The organism is Streptomyces sp. NPDC045967, from assembly GCF_056430495.1.
The window spans coordinates 66729-86280 of sequence record NZ_JBWKLE010000008.1 but is presented as its reverse complement, the minus strand read 5'-3'; the positions used below and the strand labels follow the sequence as shown (position 1 = coordinate 86280).

Annotated in this window: 18 protein-coding genes; 8 read left to right on the top strand and 10 right to left on the bottom strand. The window is 73.7% G+C overall.

Annotated elements, in window-relative coordinates; genetic code table 11:
- Positions 1-142 precede the first annotated feature (142 nt).
- Positions 143-352, top strand: a complete 210-nt coding sequence (locus AC07FY_RS18085) for a hypothetical protein (protein ID WP_479007301.1) — start codon at positions 143-145, stop codon at positions 350-352.
- Here AC07FY_RS18085 and AC07FY_RS18080 read toward each other — a convergent pair.
- A complete protein-coding gene (locus AC07FY_RS18080) occupies positions 333-698 on the bottom strand; it encodes a cupin domain-containing protein (RefSeq protein ID WP_479007298.1) in 366 nt (121 codons plus the stop codon). The genes AC07FY_RS18085 and AC07FY_RS18080 overlap by 20 nt on opposite strands.
- A gap of 200 nt (positions 699-898) precedes the next feature.
- Here AC07FY_RS18080 and AC07FY_RS18075 point away from each other — a divergent pair, with 200 nt between their 5' ends.
- Positions 899-2374: a GuaB1 family IMP dehydrogenase-related protein gene (locus tag AC07FY_RS18075; RefSeq protein ID WP_479007295.1), complete on the top strand. Its 1476-nt coding sequence runs from the start codon at positions 899-901 to the stop codon at positions 2372-2374.
- A gap of 98 nt (positions 2375-2472) precedes the next feature.
- On the opposite strand, the gene AC07FY_RS18070 is transcribed toward AC07FY_RS18075, so the two are convergent.
- The 5 genes from AC07FY_RS18070 to AC07FY_RS18050 all read right to left on the bottom strand — a co-directional run bounded on the left by AC07FY_RS18070 (position 2473) and on the right by AC07FY_RS18050 (position 8024).
- Positions 2473-3696: a sensor histidine kinase gene (locus tag AC07FY_RS18070; protein WP_479007292.1), complete on the bottom strand. Its 1224-nt coding sequence runs from the start codon at positions 3694-3696 to the stop codon at positions 2473-2475.
- Positions 3693-5429: a sodium/solute symporter gene (locus AC07FY_RS18065; RefSeq protein ID WP_479007289.1), complete on the bottom strand. Its 1737-nt coding sequence runs from the start codon at positions 5427-5429 to the stop codon at positions 3693-3695. Before AC07FY_RS18065 ends, AC07FY_RS18070 begins: the two co-directional genes overlap by 4 nt.
- Before the next feature lie 147 nt (positions 5430-5576).
- Positions 5577-5852, bottom strand: a complete 276-nt coding sequence (locus AC07FY_RS18060; protein ID WP_479007287.1) for a hypothetical protein — start codon at positions 5850-5852, stop codon at positions 5577-5579.
- A 204-nt stretch (positions 5853-6056) separates the two neighbouring features.
- Complete coding sequence (locus tag AC07FY_RS18055; RefSeq protein WP_479007285.1) at positions 6057-6866, bottom strand: LytR/AlgR family response regulator transcription factor; 810 nt, start codon at positions 6864-6866, stop codon at positions 6057-6059.
- A gap of 156 nt (positions 6867-7022) precedes the next feature.
- Positions 7023-8024: a GDSL-type esterase/lipase family protein gene (locus AC07FY_RS18050; RefSeq protein WP_479007282.1), complete on the bottom strand. Its 1002-nt coding sequence runs from the start codon at positions 8022-8024 to the stop codon at positions 7023-7025.
- 312 nt (positions 8025-8336) lie between these two features.
- Between AC07FY_RS18050 and AC07FY_RS18045 the strand changes: the two genes are divergently transcribed.
- A complete protein-coding gene (locus AC07FY_RS18045) occupies positions 8337-9791 on the top strand; it encodes an amino acid permease (RefSeq protein WP_479007279.1) in 1455 nt (484 codons plus the stop codon).
- Between the two features lie 10 nt (positions 9792-9801).
- Positions 9802-10257, top strand: a complete 456-nt coding sequence (locus AC07FY_RS18040; RefSeq protein WP_069919364.1) for an Lrp/AsnC family transcriptional regulator — start codon at positions 9802-9804, stop codon at positions 10255-10257.
- Here AC07FY_RS18040 and AC07FY_RS18035 read toward each other — a convergent pair.
- Positions 10235-10546 carry a WhiB family transcriptional regulator gene (locus AC07FY_RS18035; protein ID WP_479007275.1) on the bottom strand — a complete coding sequence of 104 codons (312 nt, stop codon included), beginning with the start codon at positions 10544-10546 and terminating at the stop codon, positions 10235-10237. The two genes, AC07FY_RS18040 and AC07FY_RS18035, sit on opposite strands and share 23 nt — an antisense overlap.
- A gap of 379 nt (positions 10547-10925) precedes the next feature.
- Between AC07FY_RS18035 and AC07FY_RS18030 the strand changes: the two genes are divergently transcribed.
- The 3 genes from AC07FY_RS18030 (at position 10926) to AC07FY_RS18020 (ending at position 14879) form a co-directional block, all read left to right on the top strand.
- Positions 10926-11726: a carbon-nitrogen hydrolase family protein gene (locus AC07FY_RS18030; RefSeq protein WP_479007272.1), complete on the top strand. Its 801-nt coding sequence runs from the start codon at positions 10926-10928 to the stop codon at positions 11724-11726.
- 51 nt (positions 11727-11777) lie between these two features.
- Entirely contained in the window at positions 11778-13475 is a 1698-nt protein-coding gene (locus AC07FY_RS18025) for a flavin monoamine oxidase family protein (protein WP_479007269.1), read from the top strand.
- Between the two features lie 210 nt (positions 13476-13685).
- Positions 13686-14879, top strand: coding sequence for a GDSL-type esterase/lipase family protein (locus tag AC07FY_RS18020; protein ID WP_479007266.1), 1194 nt, complete (start codon positions 13686-13688; stop codon positions 14877-14879).
- Here the strand turns inward: AC07FY_RS18020 and AC07FY_RS18015 are convergent.
- From AC07FY_RS18015 to AC07FY_RS18005, 3 genes are all read right to left on the bottom strand, one after another.
- Complete coding sequence (locus tag AC07FY_RS18015; protein ID WP_479007264.1) at positions 14866-15525, bottom strand: DUF5995 family protein; 660 nt, start codon at positions 15523-15525, stop codon at positions 14866-14868. The genes AC07FY_RS18020 and AC07FY_RS18015 overlap by 14 nt on opposite strands.
- Positions 15526-15601: 76 nt before the next feature.
- Positions 15602-16999 carry a uracil-xanthine permease family protein gene (locus AC07FY_RS18010; protein WP_479007261.1) on the bottom strand — a complete coding sequence of 466 codons (1398 nt, stop codon included), beginning with the start codon at positions 16997-16999 and terminating at the stop codon, positions 15602-15604.
- Between the two features lie 85 nt (positions 17000-17084).
- Positions 17085-18299, bottom strand: a complete 1215-nt coding sequence (locus tag AC07FY_RS18005) for an MFS transporter (protein WP_479007259.1) — start codon at positions 18297-18299, stop codon at positions 17085-17087.
- 63 nt (positions 18300-18362) lie between these two features.
- On the opposite strand from AC07FY_RS18005, the gene AC07FY_RS18000 reads away from it, so the two are divergent.
- Positions 18363-19544 carry an ROK family transcriptional regulator gene (locus AC07FY_RS18000; protein ID WP_479007256.1) on the top strand — a complete coding sequence of 394 codons (1182 nt, stop codon included), beginning with the start codon at positions 18363-18365 and terminating at the stop codon, positions 19542-19544.
- Positions 19545-19552 lie beyond the last annotated feature (8 nt).

Sequence of the window (19552 nt, the reverse complement as noted above, 5' to 3'; positions counted from 1 at the left end):
ACTCCCTGCCTGGGCGGAAGCCGCCCCGCCGCCCGCGGAGTTCTGGCTCACCAACATCGCCGACCGGCCCCTCGCCCAGCTGTTCCTGCTCGCCAGGCTCGCCGACCGCGTCTCCCTCGATTTCGCGCAGACGTGCGAGCCCGTGGGCATCAGGGACTTCGAGGGCCGCTCCTTCCGCGGCTGGCACCACCACGCCACCCTGGCGAGCGTGGCCCACGCGGCCCGGCTCCTCAGCGCCTCGCGGGACTCCGCGCCCGCCCTGCCGACCCGGCTCCCACCACCCGTCGACCCCGACCCGGTCCGGCCGCGGCCGGACCGGCACGGACCGGGCGCTACCCGGCCCGGCCCTTGACGTGGTCGATGACCTTGCGGAACTCGCCGGTCGGGGAGAAGTCCACGTACTCGGTGTCCGCCAGTGCCACGGGCACGTGACCGGGCCCCCAGTAGAAGGCGTCACCCTCCCGGTACTCCTCGTCCCCGTCGGCGGTGCGCATCCTCAGGCGGCCCTTGAGCAGGTACCCCCAGTGGGGGCACTGGCAGCTGTCGTCCTCCAGCCCCCGGAGCGCCTCGCTCATGTCCGTGCCCTCGGGCAACCGGAAGAACCCCACGCTGAGGTCGCCGCCGATCTCCCCGGTCCGGATCTCCAGTGCGCCGTCCTCGATCTCAACCGGCGTCTCTTCCCGCGTCGTCCTCGCCATGGCTCCTCCCGCCCGGCCGGTGGTCCCCCTCCCCTCCACTGTCCGCCCCCGCACCCGTTCCCGCCCCGCGGGCCGAAGCTCCCGTAGGAAGCCACCAGAGGGTCCGGAATGTCTCGGACGATCGGCCCGGGGAGTGGGAACCCCAGGTCGTGGGAGAATGAAGTACGTGCGTTTCCTCGGCTGCCCTGTCGAGGCCATAGATGGATCCTTCGATCGACTGGGATGTTCAGCACGTGCGTTTCCTCAATGACCAGAAGCCGCCGTACGACCTGACGTACGACGATGTGTTCATGGTGCCGAGCCGTTCCGCGGTCGGTTCCCGTCAGGGCGTCGACCTGTCCGCCCCCGACGGCACCGGCACCACCATTCCGCTCGTCGTGGCGAACATGACCGCCATCGCGGGACGCCGGATGGCCGAGACCGTCGCCCGCCGAGGCGGCATCGTCGTCATCCCCCAGGACATCCCGATCGAGGTCGTCACCGACGTCATCTCCTGGGTGAAGACCCGCCACCTGGTGCTCGACACCCCGATCACGCTGGCGCCCACCCAGACCGTGGCCGACGCGCTGTCCCTGCTGCCCAAGCGCGCCCACGGCGCGGGCGTCGTCGTCGACGGCGAGGGCCGCCCGGTCGGCGTCGTCACCGACCACGACCTCACCGGCGTGGACCGCTTCACCCAGCTCTCCGAGGTCATGTCGAAGGAGCTGCTGCTCATCGACGCCGACATCGATCCCCGCGAGGCCTTTAATAAGCTCGACGCGGGCCACCGCAAGCTGGCCCCGGCCGTCGACGGCAACGGCAAGCTCGTCGGCATCCTCACCCGCAAGGGCGCCCTGCGCGCGACCCTGTACACGCCGGCCACCGACGCGGGCGGCAGGCTGCGCATCGCGGCCGCCGTCGGCATCAACGGCGACTTCGCGGCCAAGGCCAAGCAGCTGCTCGACGCGGGCGTGGACACGCTCGTCATCGACACGGCGCACGGCCACCAGGAGTCGATGATCAGCGCGATCAAGGCCGTGCGCGCGCTGGACCCGCAGGTCCCGATCGTGGCCGGCAACATCGTCGCCGCCGAGGGCGTCAAGGACCTCATCGACGCCGGCGCCGACATCATCAAGGTCGGTGTGGGCCCCGGCGCCATGTGCACCACGCGCATGATGACCGGCGTGGGCCGCCCGCAGTTCTCCGCGGTGCTGGAGTGCGCGGCGGAGGCGAAGAAGTACGGCAAGCACGTGTGGGCCGACGGCGGCGTCCGCCACCCCCGTGACGTGGCGATGGCGCTGGCCGCCGGCGCCTCGAACGTCATGATCGGCTCCTGGTTCGCCGGTACGTACGAGTCCCCGGGCGACCTCCAGCAGTCCGCCGACGGCCGCCTGTACAAGGAGTCGTTCGGCATGGCCTCGGCGCGGGCCGTGCAGAACCGCACCTCGGAGGAGTCGGCCTACGACCGGGCCCGCAAGGGTCTGTTCGAAGAGGGCATCTCCACCTCGCGGATGTTCCTCGACCCGGCCCGTCCGGGCGTCGAGGACCTGATCGACTCGATCATCGCCGGTGTCCGCTCCTCGTGCACCTACGCCGGTGCGGGCTCCCTCGCGGAGTTCGAGGAGAAGGCCGTGGTGGGCGTCCAGTCCGCCGCGGGCTACGCGGAGGGCAAGCCGCTGCACGCCAGCTGGAGCTAGACCCGCCCGGTCCGCCGGCACTGCGCAGCCCCCGGCCCTCCGGTCGGGGGCTGCGGCGTTCCCGTCCGGCGGCCGGCCACCGGGGCGGCGGTAGGTCGTCAGGGCCCGGGCGGCGGGTAACTGTGCACGCCCGCGCGGTACTTGGGTATCCGCACGGTCACCTTCAGCCCGGCGCCGAGGCCCGTCTCGATCACCGGCCCGTACGCGTCCCCGTACACCTGCCGGATCCGCTCGTCGATGTTGGGCAGGCCGATGCCCGACGAGGAGCCGGCGCGTTCCCCGGCCAGGATCCTGCGCAGCCGCGCCGGGTCCATCCCGACCCCGTTGTCCTCGACGGTGATCACCGCCTCGGCGCCCGCGTCCCGCGCGGTGATGGTGATGCGGCACTCCTCGGGGGAGTCCTCCAAGCCGTGCTTCACGGCGTTCTCCACCAGCGGCTGAAGACACAGGAACGGCAGCGCCACCGGCAGCACCTCGGGCGCCACCTGCAAGGTCACCTTCAGCCGGTCCCCGAACCGGGCCCCGGCCAGCGCCAGGTACTGCTCGATGGAGCGCAACTCCTCGGCGAGCGTGGTGAACTCACCGTGCCGCCGGAAGGAGTAGCGGGTGAAGTCGGCGAACTCCAGCAGCAGGTCCCGGGCCCGCTCCGGATCGGTCCGCACGAACGAGGCGATCGCTGCCAGCGAGTTGTAGATGAAGTGCGGGGAGATCTGCGCCCGCAGCGCCCTGATCTCCGCCTCCATCAGCCGGGTCCGCGACCGGTCCAGTTCCGACAGCTCCAGTTGGACGGACACCCACCGCGCGACCTCCGTCGCGGCCCGCACCAGCACCGCGGACTCCCGCGACCCGTAGGCCACCAGCGCCCCCAGCAGCCCGTCCTCACCCGTGAGCGGAGCGACCACCAACCACTTCAGCGGACAGCCGGGCCGCTGGCACTCGGTCCGCACGCTCTGGCTCCGCCCCGACTCCAGCATCACCGCCACCCTGGCCAGCGCCTGCCGGTCGTGGTGGTCCGCGCCCGGGCCGTCCCACGCCAGCACCGACTCCCGGTCGGTCAGGCACAGCGCCTCCGTGCCCAGCAGCGACCGCAGCCGCCGGGCGGCCTTGCGGGCGGCGTCCTCGGTCAGGCCGGCCCGCAGCGGGGGAGCGGCCAGCGACGCCGTGTGCAGGGTGTGGAACGTGGCCCGCTCCACCGGCGTCCCCAGGTCCAGGCCGGCCGCCCGCTCACCGCGCCGGGCCTGCAGACGGCCGCCCAGCCAGCCCGCGCCCAGCAGCACGGCCCCGCCCGCGACCGCCAGCGCCACCACGACCGCATCGCTCACCGCACGCCTCCCCCCGGCCGGTCCCCGGCCACCACGTCCTCCGGCAGGTGCAGCCGGGCCAGGGTGGCCGCCGTCCCCGCCGGGATCCGAGACGGGGTGCCGAGGGACACCAGCACCATCGTCAGGAACCCGAGCGGCACCGACCAGACCGCCGGCCACGCCAGCAGCGTGTGCGCCCAGCCCACCGGGGCCAGCCCGCCCCGGGTCGCCAGCACCGCGCTCAGCGCCGCCCCGCCGCCCGTGACCAGCCCGGCCACCGCCCCCGGCGGGGTCAGCCGCCGCCACCAGATGCCCAGCACCAGCAGCGGACAGAACGAGGAGGCCGACACGGCGAAGGCCAGCCCCACCGCGTCCGCCACCGGAACGTCACGGGCCGCGACGCTCCCGGCCAGCGGCACCAGCACCGCGAGCAGCACCGCGAAGCGGAAACTGCGGACCCCGCGCGCCGGAAGCAGGTCCTGGTGCAGCACCCCGGCCACCGCCATCGTCAGCCCCGACGCCGTCGACAGGAACGCCGCGAAGGCACCCCCGGCGAGCAGCGCCCCCAGCAGTTCCCCGAGCAGCCCGCCCAGCATCCGATCGGGCAGCACCAGCACGGCCGCGTCCGCGTCGCCGGTGAGGGCCAACTCGGGCGTGTAGATCCGGCCCAGCGCCCCGTACACGGGCGGCAGCAGGTAGAACACCCCGACCAGGCCGAGGACGACCAGCGTGGTCCGTCGCGCGGCCCGCCCGTGCGGGCTGGTGTAGAACCGCACCGCCACGTGCGGCAGGCCCATCGTCCCCAGGAAGGTGGCCAGGATCAGCCCGTAGGTCGCGTACAGCCGGTGCTCCCAGCGGTCCCCCGACAGCGGCTCCGACCAGCTCGACACGCCGAGGCCGGCCTCCGCCCGGGTGTCGGGGACGGGGGCGCCGGGGGCGAACTCCAGCCGCGCGCCGGCCCGTACGGAATGCTGCCCGGCCCCGAGGGCCAGCGGGACCGCGTCGTAGGTCCGGCCGTCCACCTGCCCGGTCACCGTGAGCGTGAGCGGCGCCCCCACGGACAGCCGGACGTCCTCGGCCACCGTCACGGCGGTGTGCTCGCGGAAGACGGCCGGAGCGTCGAAGGTGGCGCGCGGCGCACCGTCCCCGACCCAGGCGGCGACCAGGAAGAAGGCCGGGACCAGCAGCGCGGTGAGCTTGAGCCAGTACTGGAACGCCTGCACGAAGGTGATGCTGCGCATCCCGCCGGCGGCCACGGCCGCGCTCACCACGAACGCCACCACCACCCCGCCCGCCCAGTGCGGGGCCCCGGTGAGGATCTCCAGGGTCAGGCCCGCGCCCTGCAGTTGCGGCAGCAGGTACAGCCAGCCGACCCCGGCCACGAACAGCACCGCGATGCGGCGCACGGCCGGGGACTCCAGCCGGGCCTCGGCGAAATCGGGCAGCGTGTACGCGCCGGAGCGGCGCAGCGGAGCCGCGACGAGCGCGAGGAGCACCAGGTACCCGGCGGTGTACCCCACCGGGTACCAGAGCAGCTCGGGGCCCTGGAGCAGCACCAGCCCCGCCACCCCGAGGAAGGACGCGGCGGAGAGGTACTCCCCGCTGATCGCGGCCGCGTTGAGGCGGGGGCCGACGGTGCGGGAGGCGACGTAGAAGTCGGAGGTGGTCCGGGATATGCGCAGGCCGAGCGCGCCGACGAGGACGGTGGCCAGGACGACGACGGCGACCGCGGTCAGCGCGTACGTCTGGTTCACGGTGGTCCTTCGGCCGGGGGAGGTGACGGGAGTCTATGCACGCCCCCGGCCGCGCGACAGGCGCCCTCCGGCCCGTGCGCCGCCCGGGGGCCGCTCGGCGCTCCCGCGCCCGCCCGTGACCGGGAGACCGCCGCGGACCCTCGGGGGTCAGACGGCCGGGTCGCGGTGTTCCGCGCAGTCGCGCAGGGCGATCTCCAGTTCCACGTACGACTCCTCCGCCCGGCGGAAGGCCAGCGTGAGCGCGGCCTCCGCACGCGGCGGAACCCGTCCCCGCACCCCCTCGCCCGCCTCGTAGAGGACGTCGGCCCAGCGCGCGGCGGCACTGCGGAGCCGCGCCAGCAGCGCCTCGGCCTCGGCCGGCCCGGCCGGCACGCCGCGCGGCAGCCCGCTCAACGCGTCGAGCAGGGCTTGGATTTCGGACATCGCGCTCCTCCCGCGCCGGAAGATCCACGATACGCGGGCCGGGGGCGGCCAGCGGCGGACCGCTGCGCCGGATCGCCCGGTGCCGCGCGCCGTGCGGCGAACGGCGGCCCGCCGCCGCCGGACGGTCACCCGACCGCCGCCGGACGGGCCCCGCGCCGTGGCGTACGGCCGCCCGCACGGGAAGGCGTACGGCGGCCGGTCCGTTCAGCCCGTCGCCTGCCGCATCAGCAGGTCGCGCAGCTCCCGCACGTGGCGGCGGCTCACCTGGAGGTCCGCCGTCCCCACCCGGACGCTCGTCGTGCCGCCCTCCAGCCGGAGCTCGTCGATGCGGCCCAGGGCCACCAGGTGCCGGCGGTGGATCCGCACGAACCCGCGCGCCGCCCACCGCTCCTCCAGTGTGGACAGCGGGATGCGGACCAGATGGCTGCCCCCGTCGGTGTGCAGGCGGGCGTAGTCGCCCTGCGCCTCGACGAAGGCGATGTCCGCGATGGCCACGAACCGCGTGACACCGCCCAGCTCGACCGCTATCTGGTCCGGCGCGCGGTCGGCGGCGGCCTCGGCCCCCTGCCGCGCGGACAGCGCGGGCGGGGCGGGCAGCGCAGGCGCCGTTGCCTCCGCGGGCCGCCCGAGCAGTGCGCAGGCCCGGCGCACCGCCTCGGCCAGCCGCTCCGGGCGCACGGGCTTGAGCACGTAGTCCACCGCCTTGAGGTCGAAGGCCTGTACGGCGAACCCCTCGTGCGCGGTGACGAACACGATCAGCGGCGGCCGCGCGAACCCGGCCAGCAGTCGGGCGATGTCCAGTCCGGTCAGCCCGGCCATGTGGATGTCGAGGAAGACCACGTCGATGCCGTCCGCGCCGTCCGGCCCGGCCTCCAGCGCGACCGTGATCCGGCGCAGCGCCTCGGTGGCGTCCGAGGCGCCCTCGGCGCTGCGGATCCGCGGATCGGAGCGCAGCAGGTAGAGGAGCTCCTCCAGGAGCGGCTTCTCGTCGTCGACGGCCAGTACGCGCAGCATGCGGGGAGTGTAGGAGAGCTCCCGCCGGGGCGGAACGGCGCGCACCGGCCGCCGCACCTCCGCCCGCCGCTCACCCTGCGGCGAACCCGGCCCGCCGCGCACCGCCCGCCGCACCTCCGGCCGCCGCACCTCCGGCCGCCGCGCACCGGCCGCCGCTCACCCTGCGGCGAACCCGGCCCGCCGCAGGGCCGTGGCCACGGCGAGGCCGAGGACCCGGTGTCCGTCGTCGTTGGGGTGCAGCCCGTCCGCCAGGTGCTCGGGGCCGAGCAGGTCACGGCCCGGGAGCACGGTGAGCCGCTCGTCCCCGGCGGCGATCCGGTCCCGGGTGGCGCGCTCCATCGCGTCGCGCAGGGCGCCCAGGGTGGCGCCGAGCCGGTTCGGGGTGCGCTCGGCGTCGGGCCGCAGGAGGGGGGAGAGCAGCAGGAGCGGGGTCCGCGGATGCCCCTGGCGGACCAGGTCGAGGAAGGCGCGGGTCGTCTCGTACAGCAGGGGGGCGGTGAAGGGCACCCGGGTCCAGCAGTTCGTCCCGAAGGCGAGGGTGAGGACGTCGGCGGGCAGGGCGGCGAGCTGTTCGGCGCTGGCGAGCTCGCCGCGGGCGGCCCCCGCGTAGCCGAGGTTCACCGGGTCCCAGCCGAGGGCCCGGCCGGCGACGGCGGGCCACCCGTGGGCGGGCCGGGTGGACCACCAGCCTTCGGTGATGGAGTCCCCGTGCACCACCCAGCGCGGCGCGGGCGGCGCGGGGGTGAGCGGGCCGCCGATCCCGCGCAGGCCGAGGATCAGCGGGGACTGGTTCTCGGGCGGGTAGATGATGAACGGGCCCTGTCCGCCGCCCAGTTCCATCCGTACGACGGCCTCCGCGGCCGGTTCGGTGAACACCTCGTGGACCACCCCGTGGCGGTCCCACAGGGCGAAGCCGTGCGCGAGGTCGCGCAGGGCGTCGGTGGGGCCGGGCAGGGTGGCCCGGTAGCGGATCTCCACCGCCCGCGCGCCGTCGGTGGTGAACTCCAGCCGCACCCCGATGGGCAGCGTGGCCCGCTCGCCGGTGTCCCAGGGCAGGCGCATGGTGTCGGCCGGGTCGGCCCGTACCGGCCGCCCCTTGTCCAGCCAGGCCACTCCCCGCAGGAAGGGCTGCGGGTCCTGCCACAGATCCAGGTCCATGGCGGCACGCTGCGGGACAGCTGATGAGCTGTCAAGAACGCCGTTCGAGGTCCCCCGTGCAGCGATCGATCATCCTCGCGCAACAAAGGACCATCCGGGACAGATCCGCGCAACGATCGTGCGGCAATGTGCAAGGATGGTGCATTACGGGCGGTATCACTCAGCTCGTAGGCTCACTCGCTGTACGTGGAGTGGCGCGGACCGCCTGCTCGGCGGTCCTCCCATGCCCAGGCTGGTTTCCCCTCCTGCCGCGCTCCGGACCGCTGCGGTCGACGCCTTGGATCCCCACCCGCAGCAAGAAGGAGTCACCCCGTGCTCGACCACGGCCAGGCGCCCCCCGCCACGACCGAGGCCCGCAGGCCCGCCCACCCGCTGCTCCGCCGCAAGCCGGTCGAGCAGCTTGTCGCCGAGGGCGGCCAGGGCGAGGGCGGTACGCTGCGCCGCTCGCTCACCATGTGGCAGCTGACGATGATCAGCATCGGCGCGACCCTGGGCACCGGCATCTTCGTCGTCCTCGGCGAAGCCGCTCCCAAGGCCGGCCCGGCCGTGACGATCTCGTTCATCATCGCCGGCCTGACCGCGCTGTTCTCGGCCCTGTCCTACGCCGAGCTCGCCGGCTCCGTCCCCGTCTCCGGCTCCTCGTACTCCTACACCTACGCCACCATGGGCGAGCTCGTCGCCTGGATCTGCGGCTGGTGCCTGGTCCTGGAGTACGCCGTCTCGGTCGCGGCGGTCGCCGTCGGCTGGGGGCAGTACCTCAACGAGCTCCTCGACGGGACCGTGGGCTTCACGATCCCCGAGGGCCTCTCCGCCCCGCTGGGCGAGGGCGGCTGGATCAACCTGCCCTCCCTGGTCGTCGTCCTGCTCGCGATGGTCTTCCTGATGCGCGGCGCCAAGGAGAGCGCCCGCATCAACACGATCATGGTCGCGGTGAAGATCGTCACGCTGCTGCTCTTCATCGGCATCGGCGTCATGGGCATCAAGGCGGGCAACTACGCCCCCCTCGCCCCGCTCGGCGTCACCGGCATCAGCGCCGCCGCCTCCACGCTCTTCTTCTCCTACATCGGCTTCGACGCCGCCTCCACCGCCGGTGAGGAAGCCAAGAACCCGAAGAAGGACCTGCCCCGCGCGATCATGCTCTCGCTGGGCATCGTCACCGTCCTGTACGTGCTCGTCGCCTTCGTCGCCGTCGGCGCCATGCCCTGGCAGGACTTCGAGGGCACCGAGGCCGCGCTCGCCCAGATCATGACCGACGTCACCGGGCACAGCTTCTGGGGCGTCGTCCTGGCCGCCGGCGCGGTCGTCGCCATCGCGTCGGTCGTCTTCGCCGTCCTCTACGGGCAGACCCGCATCCTGTTCGCGATGTCCCGCGACGGGCTCGTCCCCAAGGCGTTCGCCAAGGTCGACGCCAAGACCGGCGCCCCCCGCGTCAACGTGCTGATCGTCTCGCTCTTCTGCGGCGCGCTCGCCGCGTTCATCCCGCTGGGTGAGCTCGCCAACGCGACCAGCATCGGCACGCTCTTCGCCTTCGCCCTGGTGAACGTCGCCGTCGTGATCCTGCGCCGCACCAAGCCCGACATGCCGCGCACCTTCAAGGTGGCGCTCTTCCCGGTGACGCCGATCCTCGGCTTCCTCGCCTGCGCCTACATGATGTACAGCCTGCCGGTCGCGACATGGGTCGCTTTCGGTGTCTGGATGGCCGTCGGCATCGTGGTCTACTTCCTGTACGGCATCCGCCGCTCCCGACTGGCCACGGCAGAGAAGTGATCCACCCGCAGTGCGACTGAACGATCTCGACGAACGCATCGTGCACGCCCTCGCCGAGGACGCCCGCCGCTCCTACGCGGACATCGGCTCCGAGGTCGGGCTCTCCGCCCCCGCCGTGAAGCGGCGCGTGGACCGGCTGCGCGCCGAAGGGGCCATCACCGGCTTCACGGTCCGCGTGGACCCGGCCGCGATGGGCTGGGAGACCGAGGGCTTCATCGAGATCTACTGCCGCCACAACACCTCGCCGGACGACATCCGGCGGGGGCTCGAGCGGTACCCCGAGGTGGTGTCCGCGTCGACCGTCACCGGCGACGCGGACGCCCTCGTCCAGATCTTCGCCTCCGACATGCGGCACTTCGAGCGGGTTCTGGAGCGCATCGCGGGCGAGCGCTTCGTGGAGCGCACCAAGTCGGTCCTGGTGCTCTCCCCGCTGCTGCGCCGCTTCACATCCGGCGCGCCGGCGTAGCTCCCGCACCCGCGAGCCGGCGGTACCGCAGCGAGCGGCGCTCCTCCTCCGTCAGCCCGCCCCAGACCCCGAACGGCTCTCGGGTGCGCAGCGCGTGGTCCAGGCAGGCGGCGCGCACCGGGCACACCGCGCAGACCCGCTTCGCGGCCGCGTCCCGCTCCTCGCGGTCCTCGCCGCGCTCTCCGGCGGGATGGAAGAAGCGTGCGGATCCCAGGTCCCGGCAGGCGGCCCCGGACTGCCACTCCCAGAAGTGGTGGGTGGCCCCGGGCAGGCGGGTGACGTCCGTCATGGCAGTTCCTCTCCGTGGGTTGCTGCGCGTCTGACCGCTGGGCGGGCCGCGAAACCCGGCGACGCCCGCCCGAAGGCCCCGGCGGGCCCCGCCCCCGGCCGCCCCGCCCCCGGCCGTCCCGCTCCGTCCAGGCCGCCCCGCGCCGTCCGGGCCGGGTCCGCGCGCCGCCTGCGGGTACGGCGTACGGGCCGCCCGACCCCGGTGATCTTCGTTTCCCGGCCGGTCACCCACCCTTCCGGCCCCCGCGCAACGAATCTCCGCAAGCACAGCGCAACACGCAACAGATCGATGCTCGGAGCGCAACGGTGACGGCTTGTCCCGGTCGAACGCCCGAACGTACCGTTTTACGACCCCACCCCTCCTGTCACAGAGGTAGTCCATGCCCCCGCTGCGCACCGCCCTGCTCCAGAGCTCCGGACGGCTCGGCGACACCGCCGAGAACCTCAAGGCGCTCGACGAGGCCGCTGCGCGCGCCGCACAGGGCGGGGCCGGGCTCCTGGTGACCTCGGAGATGTTCCTCACGGGCTACGCCCTGGAGGTCCAGGACATCGCCGCGCTCGCCGAACCCGCCGACGGCCCGTCCGCCGCCGCCGTCGGCGAGATCGCCCGCCGCCACGGCGTCGCCGTCCTGTACGGCTACCCCGAGCGCGGCGGCGACGCGGTGTTCAACGCGGCGCAGCTCATCGGGCCCGACGGGGTGCCGCTCGCGAACTACCGCAAGACCCACCTCTTCGGCTGCTTCGAGCAGGACGCCTTCACCCCCGGCGACACCCCCGTCGTCCAGGCGGACCTCGGCGGTCTGCGCATCGGGATCATGATCTGCTACGACGTGGAGTTCCCCGAGAACGTCCGGTCCCACGCGCTCGCCGGCACCGACCTCCTCCTGGTGCCGACCGCGCAGATGCACCCCTTCCAGTTCGTCGCCGAACAGCTCGTCCCGGTACGGGCCTTCGAGAACCAGATGTACATCGCGTACGTCAACCGCACCGGTCCGGAAGGCGAGTTCGAGTTCGTCGGGCTCAGCTGCCTGGCGAGCCCCGACGGGGTGACCCGCACCCGGGCCGGACGCGGCGAGGAGCTGGTGTTCGGCGAGGCCGACCCCGAGCTGCTGAGCGCGTCCCGCACGAACAACCCCTACCTGCGCGACCGCCGCCCCGGGCTCTACGCCTCCCTCGTCTGACCTCCCCGCTCCTCCGCTTCCCCAGCCCTGCCCGCAAGGAGACGTACCCCCATGACGTCCACGGTGCCCACCACCGCCGTCCCGCACAGCGACGGACAGCCGCCGATCACCATGTTCGGCCCGGACTTCCCGTACGCGTACGACGACTTCCTCGCCCACCCGGCGGGGCTGGGCCAGATACCCGCGACCGAGCACGGCACCGAGGTCGCCGTCATCGGCGGCGGGCTGTCCGGCATCATCTCGGCCTACGAGCTGATGAAGATGGGCCTGAAGCCCGTCGTCTACGAGGCCGACCAGATCGGCGGCCGGCTGCGCACCGTGGGCTTCGAGGGCGCGGGCACCGAGGAGCTGACCGCGGAGATGGGCGCCATGCGCTTCCCGCCGTCCTCCACGGCCCTCCAGCACTACATCGACCTCGTCGGCCTGGTCACCGAGCCCTTCCCGAACCCGCTCGCCGAGGCCACCCCCTCGACCGTCGTCGACCTCAAGGGCGAGACGCACTACGCCGAGACCATCGCCGACCTCCCGCAGGTCTACCGCGACGTCGCCGACGCGTGGAACGCCTGCCTGGAAGAGGGCGCCGACTTCTCGGACATGAACACCGCGATGCGCGAGCGGGACGTCCCGCGCATCCGCGAGATCTGGGCCAAGCTCGTCGAGAAGCTCGACGACGAGACCTTCTACGGCTTCCTCTGCAAGTCCGAGGCGTTCCAGTCCTTCCGCAAGCGCGAGATCTTCGGCCAGGTCGGCTTCGGCACGGGCGGCTGGGACACCGACTTCCCGAACTCCATCCTGGAGATCCTGCGCGTCGTCTACACCGAGGCCGACGACCACCACCGCGGCATCGTGGGCGGTTCCCAGCAGCTCCCGCTGCGCCTGTGGGAGCGCGAGCCGCAGAAGATCATCCACTGGGCCCAGGGCACCTCGCTGTCCTCCCTGCACGACGGCACCCCCCGCCCGGCGGTCACCCGGCTGCACCGCACGGCGGGCAACCGCATCACGGTCACCGACGCCTCCGGCGACATCCGCACTTACCGTGCCGCGATCTTCACCGCCCAGTCGTGGATGCTGCTGTCCAAGATCGCGTGCGACGACACGCTGTTCCCGATCGACCACTGGACGGCGATCGAGCGCACCCACTACATGGAGAGCTCGAAGCTCTTCATCCCCGTGGACCGGCCGTTCTGGCTGGACAAGGACGAGCAGACCGGCCGCGACGTCATGTCGATGACCCTCACCGACCGCATGACCCGAGGCACCTACCTGCTGGACAACGGCCCGGACAAGCCCGCCGTCATCTGCCTGTCCTACACCTGGTGCGACGACAGCCTGAAGTGGCTGCCGCTGTCCGCGAACGAGCGGATGGAGGTCATGCTGAAGTCCCTCGGCGAGATCTACCCGAACGTCGACATCCGCCGCCACATCATCGGCAACCCCGTCACCGTGTCCTGGGAGAACGAGCCCTACTTCATGGGCGCGTTCAAGGCGAACCTGCCGGGCCACTACCGCTACCAGCGCCGCCTGTTCACGCACTTCATGCAGGACCGCCTCCCCGAGGACAAGCGCGGCATCTTCCTCGCGGGCGACGACATCTCCTGGACGGCCGGCTGGGCCGAGGGCGCCGTGCAGACCGCCCTGAACGCCGTCTGGGGCGTCATGCACCACCTCGGCGGCTCCACCGACGCCACCAACCCCGGCCCCGGCGACGTCTACGACGACATCGCCCCGGTCGAACTCCCGGAGGACTGACCTCCCCCTCCCGGTCCCCGTGGGCACCACCCCCGCCCCGGACCCCCTGGCCACGGGCCGCCCCCGCGCGAACAGCGCGGCGGCGGCCCGTACTCATGAGCGCACCGGAGCCGTGCGACCAGCGCGGCGGCCCGTATGCGGAGCGTCCCGGAGCCGGCCCGACCGGAAAAACGGGTGCGGACCCCTGCCCGGCCGGGCAGGGTAAGGATCATGGATGCCCCGCACCGCCCCAACGGCCCCGGCCCGTCGATCACCACGCCCGTCGAGGCGCACCTGCTGCGCGGCGCCCTCGACGTGGAACGCACCGCGCACGGCGTGCTCCCGCACCGGTTGCCCGCCCGCGCACGCGAGCAGTTCCCCGATGCCGACCTCGCCGCGAAGGAGGCCCAACCCTCCGGGGTGCGGCTGGCCTTCAGGACCGCCGCCACCGCCGTCGAACTGGACGTGCTCCCGACGAAGACGGCCTACCGGGACGGGCCCGAACGCCCGGACGGCGTGTACGAGCTGCTCGTCGACGGGCGCCCGGCCGGCCGCGGCACCGTGGCGGGCGGCAACGTCCGCCTGGTCGACATGGCCACCGGCTCCGAGGAACTGCTCCCCGGCCCGCCCGGCACCCTCCGCTTCACCGGCCTCCCGGCCGGGACGAAGGACGTCGAGATCTGGCTGCCCCACACGGAGGCCACCGAGCTCATCGCGCTGCGCACCGACGCCCCGGTCGAGGCCGCGGCGGACGGGGACCGCAGGGTGTGGCTGCACCACGGCAGCTCCATCAGCCACGGCTCCTCCGCCACCGAACCGACCGGCACCTGGCCGGCGCTGGCGGCCGCCCGGGGCGGGGTGTCGCTGATCAACCTGGGGTTCGGCGGCAACGCCCTGCTCGATCCGTTCACCGCGCGCGCCATCCGGGACACCCCCGCGGACCTGATCAGCATCAAGATCGGCATCAATCTCGTCAACCACGACGCGATGCGCCTGCGCGCCTTCGTCCCGGCCGTGCACGGGTTCCTCGACACCGTCCGCGAGGGCCACCCCACCACCCCGCTGCTGGTCGTCTCTCCCGTCCTGTGCCCCATCCACGAGGACACCCCGGGCCCCACCGCGCCCGACTTCGAGGACGGGCAGCTGCGCTTCAAGGCCCTCGGCGACCCGGCGGAGGCTCCCACCGGACGGCTGACGCTCGGTGTCATCCGCGAGGAGCTGGCCCGCCTCACCGCACGGCGGGCGGCGCAGGACCCGAACCTGCACCACCTCGACGGCCGCGCCCTCTACGGGGCGGCGGACTTCGCCGAACTGCCCCTGCCCGACCGGCTCCACCCGGACTCGGCCGGCCACCGCCGCATCGGCGAGCGCTTCGCGGACCTGGCCTTCGGCGACGGCGGCCCGTTCGCCGTCACACGCGGCTGAGCCGGCCCGGGGCCGGGGTCAGCAGGCAGCGGCCGACCAGTCCCACGCCCGCGTCGAGGGATTCGCGGAACTCCTCGGCCAGCTCGGGGGAGCGGCGCAGGGTCCACAGCAGCCGGGCCGACGCCCAGGCGCTCGCGCGGGCCCGCTCCAGGCTCCACGAGCCCAGGAGGTGGGTCAGCGGGTCGGCGATCTCCAGGAAATCCGGGCCCGGCATCAGCTCCTCGCGGATGTGCTCCTCCAGGGCGACCAGGGTGTCGCCCACCCGTTCGAAGTCGGCCTCCAGGGCGCCCGGTTCGCAGTCCAGGACCTGGCACGTGGACACCACCGCCACCGCCAGGTCGTGGCCGATGTGCGCGTTGATCCCGGCCAGCGCGTGCTGGAGGGGGCGGATCCCCGGATGGCGGCGGTACTGGAACAGGGGACGCCAGCAGGCCGGGGCCCGGTCGGCGTCCACCGCCGCCAGGTAGCGCTCGGCGAACCGCACGCTGAGGATCTGCGCCCGCCGGGGCGCCGGGAACCCGCCGTGTTCGATCCGCCGGTGCAGGGTCTGCGTCACCGTCAGGTACACCCGGTTGAAGACGGCGACACCGTCCTGCGGCGGGAGCCGCTCGTCCAGGGCGCGCATCCGCGCCAGCACCGCTTCCATGTCAGGCAGCGTCGCAGGGACCGGCGCGGATGCGGGGAACTTGGCCGTGCGCTTCGCCGGTTCGGGCGAAACACCGTCAACGCGGCGTGTCCCGGCCGTCCTGATGATCGTAGGCCGAGGTGCCCGCGTCGAGCAGGGGCTCCTGCCGCTTGAGGTGCGCGGGGGCGAAGTACCGCAGCGTGTGGTAGCCCGTGATGACGACGACGGTGCCCAGCGCGATGCCGCCCAGTTCGAAGGTGTCGGTGATCCGCAGCGTCACCCCGCCGACGCCGATGATGATGCCCGCCGCGGCCGGCACCAGGTTCAGCGGATTGCGCAGGTCCACCCGGCCGGTGATCCAGATTTGGGCGCCGAGCAGCCCGATCATGCCGTACAGGATGACGGTGATGCCGCCCAGCACCCCGCCCGGGATCGCCGCGACGACCGCCCCGAACTTCGGGCACAGTCCGAAGAGCAGCGCGAATCCGGCGGCGGCCCAGTACGCGGCGGTGGAGTAGACCCGGGTGGCCGCCATCACCCCGATGTTCTCGGAGTAGGTGGTGTTGGGCGGGCCGCCGACCGCCGTGGACAGCATGGACGCGGCGCCGTCGGCGGCGATGGCGGTGCCGAGCTCGTCGTCCAGCGGGTCCCCGGTCATCTCGCCGACGGCCTTGATGTGCCCGGCGTTCTCGGCGATCAACGCGATCACCACCGGCAGGGCGATGAGGATGGCGGACCACTCGAAGTCCGGTGCGTGGAAGGTCGGCAGTCCGATCCAGTCGGCCCTGGCCACCCCGGAGAGGTCCAGGCGCCAGTGGTCCACGGCCTCGGGCCCGCCCATCGTGGAGTGGATCTTGCCGAAGATCCGGTCGAGCACCCAGGACAGCCCGTACCCGAAGACCAGGCCCAGGAAAATGGCGATCCGCGACCAGAAACCGCGCAGGCAGACCACGGCCAGCCCGGTGAACGCCATCACCAGCAGCGCCGTCCACTGGTCCTGCGGCCAGTAGGTCGAGGCCGTCACCGGCGCCAGATTGAAGCCGATCAGCATCACGACCGCGCCCGTCACCACCGGCGGCATCGCCGCGTGGATGATCCGCGCGCCGAAGAGCCGCACGGCCAGCCCGGCCAGGAAGAGCGCCACGCCGACGGTGAAGACGGCGCCGGTCACCACCGCGCTGTCCCCGCCCGACGCCCGGATGGCCGCGGCCACACCGACGAAGGACAGCGAACAACCGAGGTAGGAGGGGACCCGCCCGCGCGTCGCGAGCAGGAAGATCACCGTCGCGACGCCGGACATCATGATGGCCAGGTTCGGATCCAGGCCCATCAGGACCGGCGCGACGAAGCTCGCGCCGAACATCGCCACCACGTGCTGGGCGCCGAGCCCCGCGGTGCGCGGCCACGACAGCCGCTCGTCCGGCCGCACCACCGCGCCGGGTGCCGGGGTCCGCCCGTCACCGTGCAGGGTCCAGCGCACGCCGAGGCCGCCCATGGTCCACCCTTTCCGTTCCGCCGCCGATCGACACCGAGCCCCCCGGTCGCCCCGTCCTGCGGAGCCGGGCAGGGCCCCCGACATGCTACGGGCGGATACCGGCGGTTTCGTCGCGACCGGCCCCGGCGGCCTGCGGGGCGGCCGGCTTCCGGCGCAGTACGGAGGCCCCCACCACCAGCATGAAGGCCAGCAGGGTGACCAGCCCGAAGGAGACCACGAGCGAGGTCGCGTCGGCCACCGCACCGATCGCCGACGGCGCGATCAGCCCCGACGTGTAGGTGATCGTCGCGACGCCCGCGATGGCCTGCGCCGGCGCCGGCCCGCTGCGCCCCGCGGCCGCGAAGGCCAGCGGGACCACCACGGCGATGCCCAGCCCGATCAGCCCGAACCCGGCCAGCGCGGCCACCGGTTCGCGGACCGCCACCACGACCAGCCCGCCCGCAGTGGCCAGTACGCCGCCGGCCCGGACGGTCCGCACCGGACCGAACCGGTCCACCACCCGGTCCCCGACCAGCCGGGCCACGGCCATCGTGAGCGCGAAGGCGGTGGTGGAAGCCGCTGCCAGACCCGCGTCCGTACCCAGCACGTCCCGCAGGTAGACCGCGGACCAGTCCAGGCTCGCGCCCTCGGCGAAGACAGCGCAGAAACCGACGGCCCCGATCAGCAGTGCCGACCGCGGAGGCAGGGTGAAGTGCGGCGGAGCCTCCTGGTCCTGGTCGCTCCTGAGGTCCAGCACCCCCTGTACGGCGGCCAGCCCGGCCACCGTGAGCAGCAGTGCGGCGACCAGGTGGTGCAGCCGGGCGTCGACCCCGGCGTGCGCGGCGACCGTGCCCGCGGCCGAGCCGATCAGCGCGCCCACGCTCCACATGCCGTGCAGCGAGGACATGACCGAGCGGCCCAGCCGGTTCTCCGTCTCCACGCCGAGCGCGTTCATCGCCACGTCGGACATGCCGGCGGTGGCCCCGTAGACGAAGAGCGCGCCGCACAGCGCGGGCAGGTTCGGGGCGAGGCCCGGCAGGACCAGGGAGAGGGTCCACAGCGCCAACAGCCCCCGCAGCGCGGCGCGTGCGCCGAACCGGTGGTTGATCCGGCCCGCCAGCGGCATGGCGACCGCCGCGCCGAGCGCGGGGAAGGCCAGGGCCAGGCCCAGGGCGCCGGCGCTGAGCTGGGCGTGGTCCTGGATCCATGGGATCCGGGTGGCGAAGGAGCCCGTCACCGCGCCGTGGGCGCAGAAGACGGCGGCGATCGCGAAACGGGCATGGCGCAGCCGCGCCGGGCTGAGGTCGGTTTCCCCGGTCATGGACGTAAACTATCAGGGACCCTGCCTGATGGTTAGTGGCCCCGACTGCCTAGGATGGGCGCCGTGACCCCAGCCCCCACCTCGACGCCGGCACCGTCCCCCGCCTCGCCCAGCACGGCCCGCGCGATCAACGACCGCCTCGCCCTGCAACTCCTCCAGGAGGCCGGGCCGCTGACGGCCACCCAGCTCAAGGCCAGAACGGGCCTGTCCCGCCCCTCGGTCGCCGACCTCGTCGAGCGGCTCACCGAAGCCGGGCTGATCGAGGTCGTCGGGGAATCGGGCGCACAGCGGCGCGGCCCCAACGCCAAGCTCTACGGGATCGTCGCCCGCCGCGCCCACCTGGCCGCCCTCGACGTGCGGACCGACAGCGTCACCGCCGTGGTCACCGACCTCCTCGGCCACCCGCTGGCCGAGGCCGCCCTGCCCGTCGGCGCCCCCGCGGACGCCGTCGCCGCCCTGCTGCGCACCGCCCGCGAGGCCGGGGCCGGCCCGCTCCACACCGTCGTCGTCGGAGCCCCCGGCCTGGTCGGGCCCGCCACCGGCGAACTCCGCGACACCGAGGGCCTGCCCGCCTGGCACCGGGACCTGGTGTCCGCCTTGCGGCGGACCCTGCCCGCGGTGGTCGCCGTCGAGAACGAGACCAACCTGGCGGCGCTCGCCGAGCAGCGCCTGGGCGCGGCCCGCGACCTCGACTCCTTCGTCCTGCTGTGGCTCGGCGCGGGCGTGGGCGCGGCCGTGGTCCTGGACGGGCGGCTGCGCCGCGGCGCCTCCGGCGGGGCCGGTGAGATCGGCTTCCTGCCCGTCCCCGGCACCGGCGCGCTGCCGTCCGCCACCGACTGCGGCGGCGGCTTCCACGCCCTGGCCGGGCGCGGGGCCGTGACGGCGCTGGCCCGGGCACACGGCTTCGCCGGTCCCGCCGAGGAGGCCGTCGCGGGCGGTGCGGGGGAGGACTTCCTCGAAGCCGTGGCCGAGCGCCTGGCCCTCGGCGCGGCGGCGGTCACCGCGGTCCTGGACCCCGGCTGCGTGGTCCTGGGGGGCGAACTGGGCCGGGCGGGCGGCCCCGCGCTCGCCGCCCGGGTGGCCCGCCGCCTGGCGGCGCTGACCCCCGTACCCACCGAGGTCCGCGCCACCACCCTGGGCGGCCCGGCGGTCCTGACGGGGGCCCGACTGGCGGCGCGGGAGGCGGCGCAGGAGGTCCTCTTCGGCGGCTGGAGCGCGGCGAAGGGCGCGGCTCCAGCGCCGTGACGAGACCG

Bases quoted from the DNA above. Each gene is read 5' to 3' on its own strand.
- AC07FY_RS18010 (WP_479007261.1), bottom strand. From the start codon at position 16,999: ATGGGCGGCCTCGGCGTGCGCTGGACCCTGCACGGTGACGGGCGGACC.
- AC07FY_RS18030 (WP_479007272.1), top strand. From the start codon at position 10,926: ATGCCCCCGCTGCGCACCGCCCTGCTCCAGAGCTCCGGACGGCTCGGC.
- AC07FY_RS18060 (WP_479007287.1), bottom strand. From the start codon at position 5,852: ATGTCCGAAATCCAAGCCCTGCTCGACGCGTTGAGCGGGCTGCCGCGC.
- AC07FY_RS18025 (WP_479007269.1), top strand. From the start codon at position 11,778: ATGACGTCCACGGTGCCCACCACCGCCGTCCCGCACAGCGACGGACAG.
- AC07FY_RS18015 (WP_479007264.1), bottom strand. From the start codon at position 15,525: ATGGAAGCGGTGCTGGCGCGGATGCGCGCCCTGGACGAGCGGCTCCCG.
- AC07FY_RS18075 (WP_479007295.1), top strand. From the start codon at position 899: ATGGATCCTTCGATCGACTGGGATGTTCAGCACGTGCGTTTCCTCAAT.
- AC07FY_RS18035 (WP_479007275.1), bottom strand. From the start codon at position 10,546: ATGACGGACGTCACCCGCCTGCCCGGGGCCACCCACCACTTCTGGGAG.
- AC07FY_RS18080 (WP_479007298.1), bottom strand. From the start codon at position 698: ATGGCGAGGACGACGCGGGAAGAGACGCCGGTTGAGATCGAGGACGGC.
- AC07FY_RS18055 (WP_479007285.1), bottom strand. From the start codon at position 6,866: ATGCTGCGCGTACTGGCCGTCGACGACGAGAAGCCGCTCCTGGAGGAG.
- AC07FY_RS18020 (WP_479007266.1), top strand. From the start codon at position 13,686: ATGGATGCCCCGCACCGCCCCAACGGCCCCGGCCCGTCGATCACCACG.
- AC07FY_RS18005 (WP_479007259.1), bottom strand. From the start codon at position 18,299: ATGACCGGGGAAACCGACCTCAGCCCGGCGCGGCTGCGCCATGCCCGT.
- AC07FY_RS18050 (WP_479007282.1), bottom strand. From the start codon at position 8,024: ATGGACCTGGATCTGTGGCAGGACCCGCAGCCCTTCCTGCGGGGAGTG.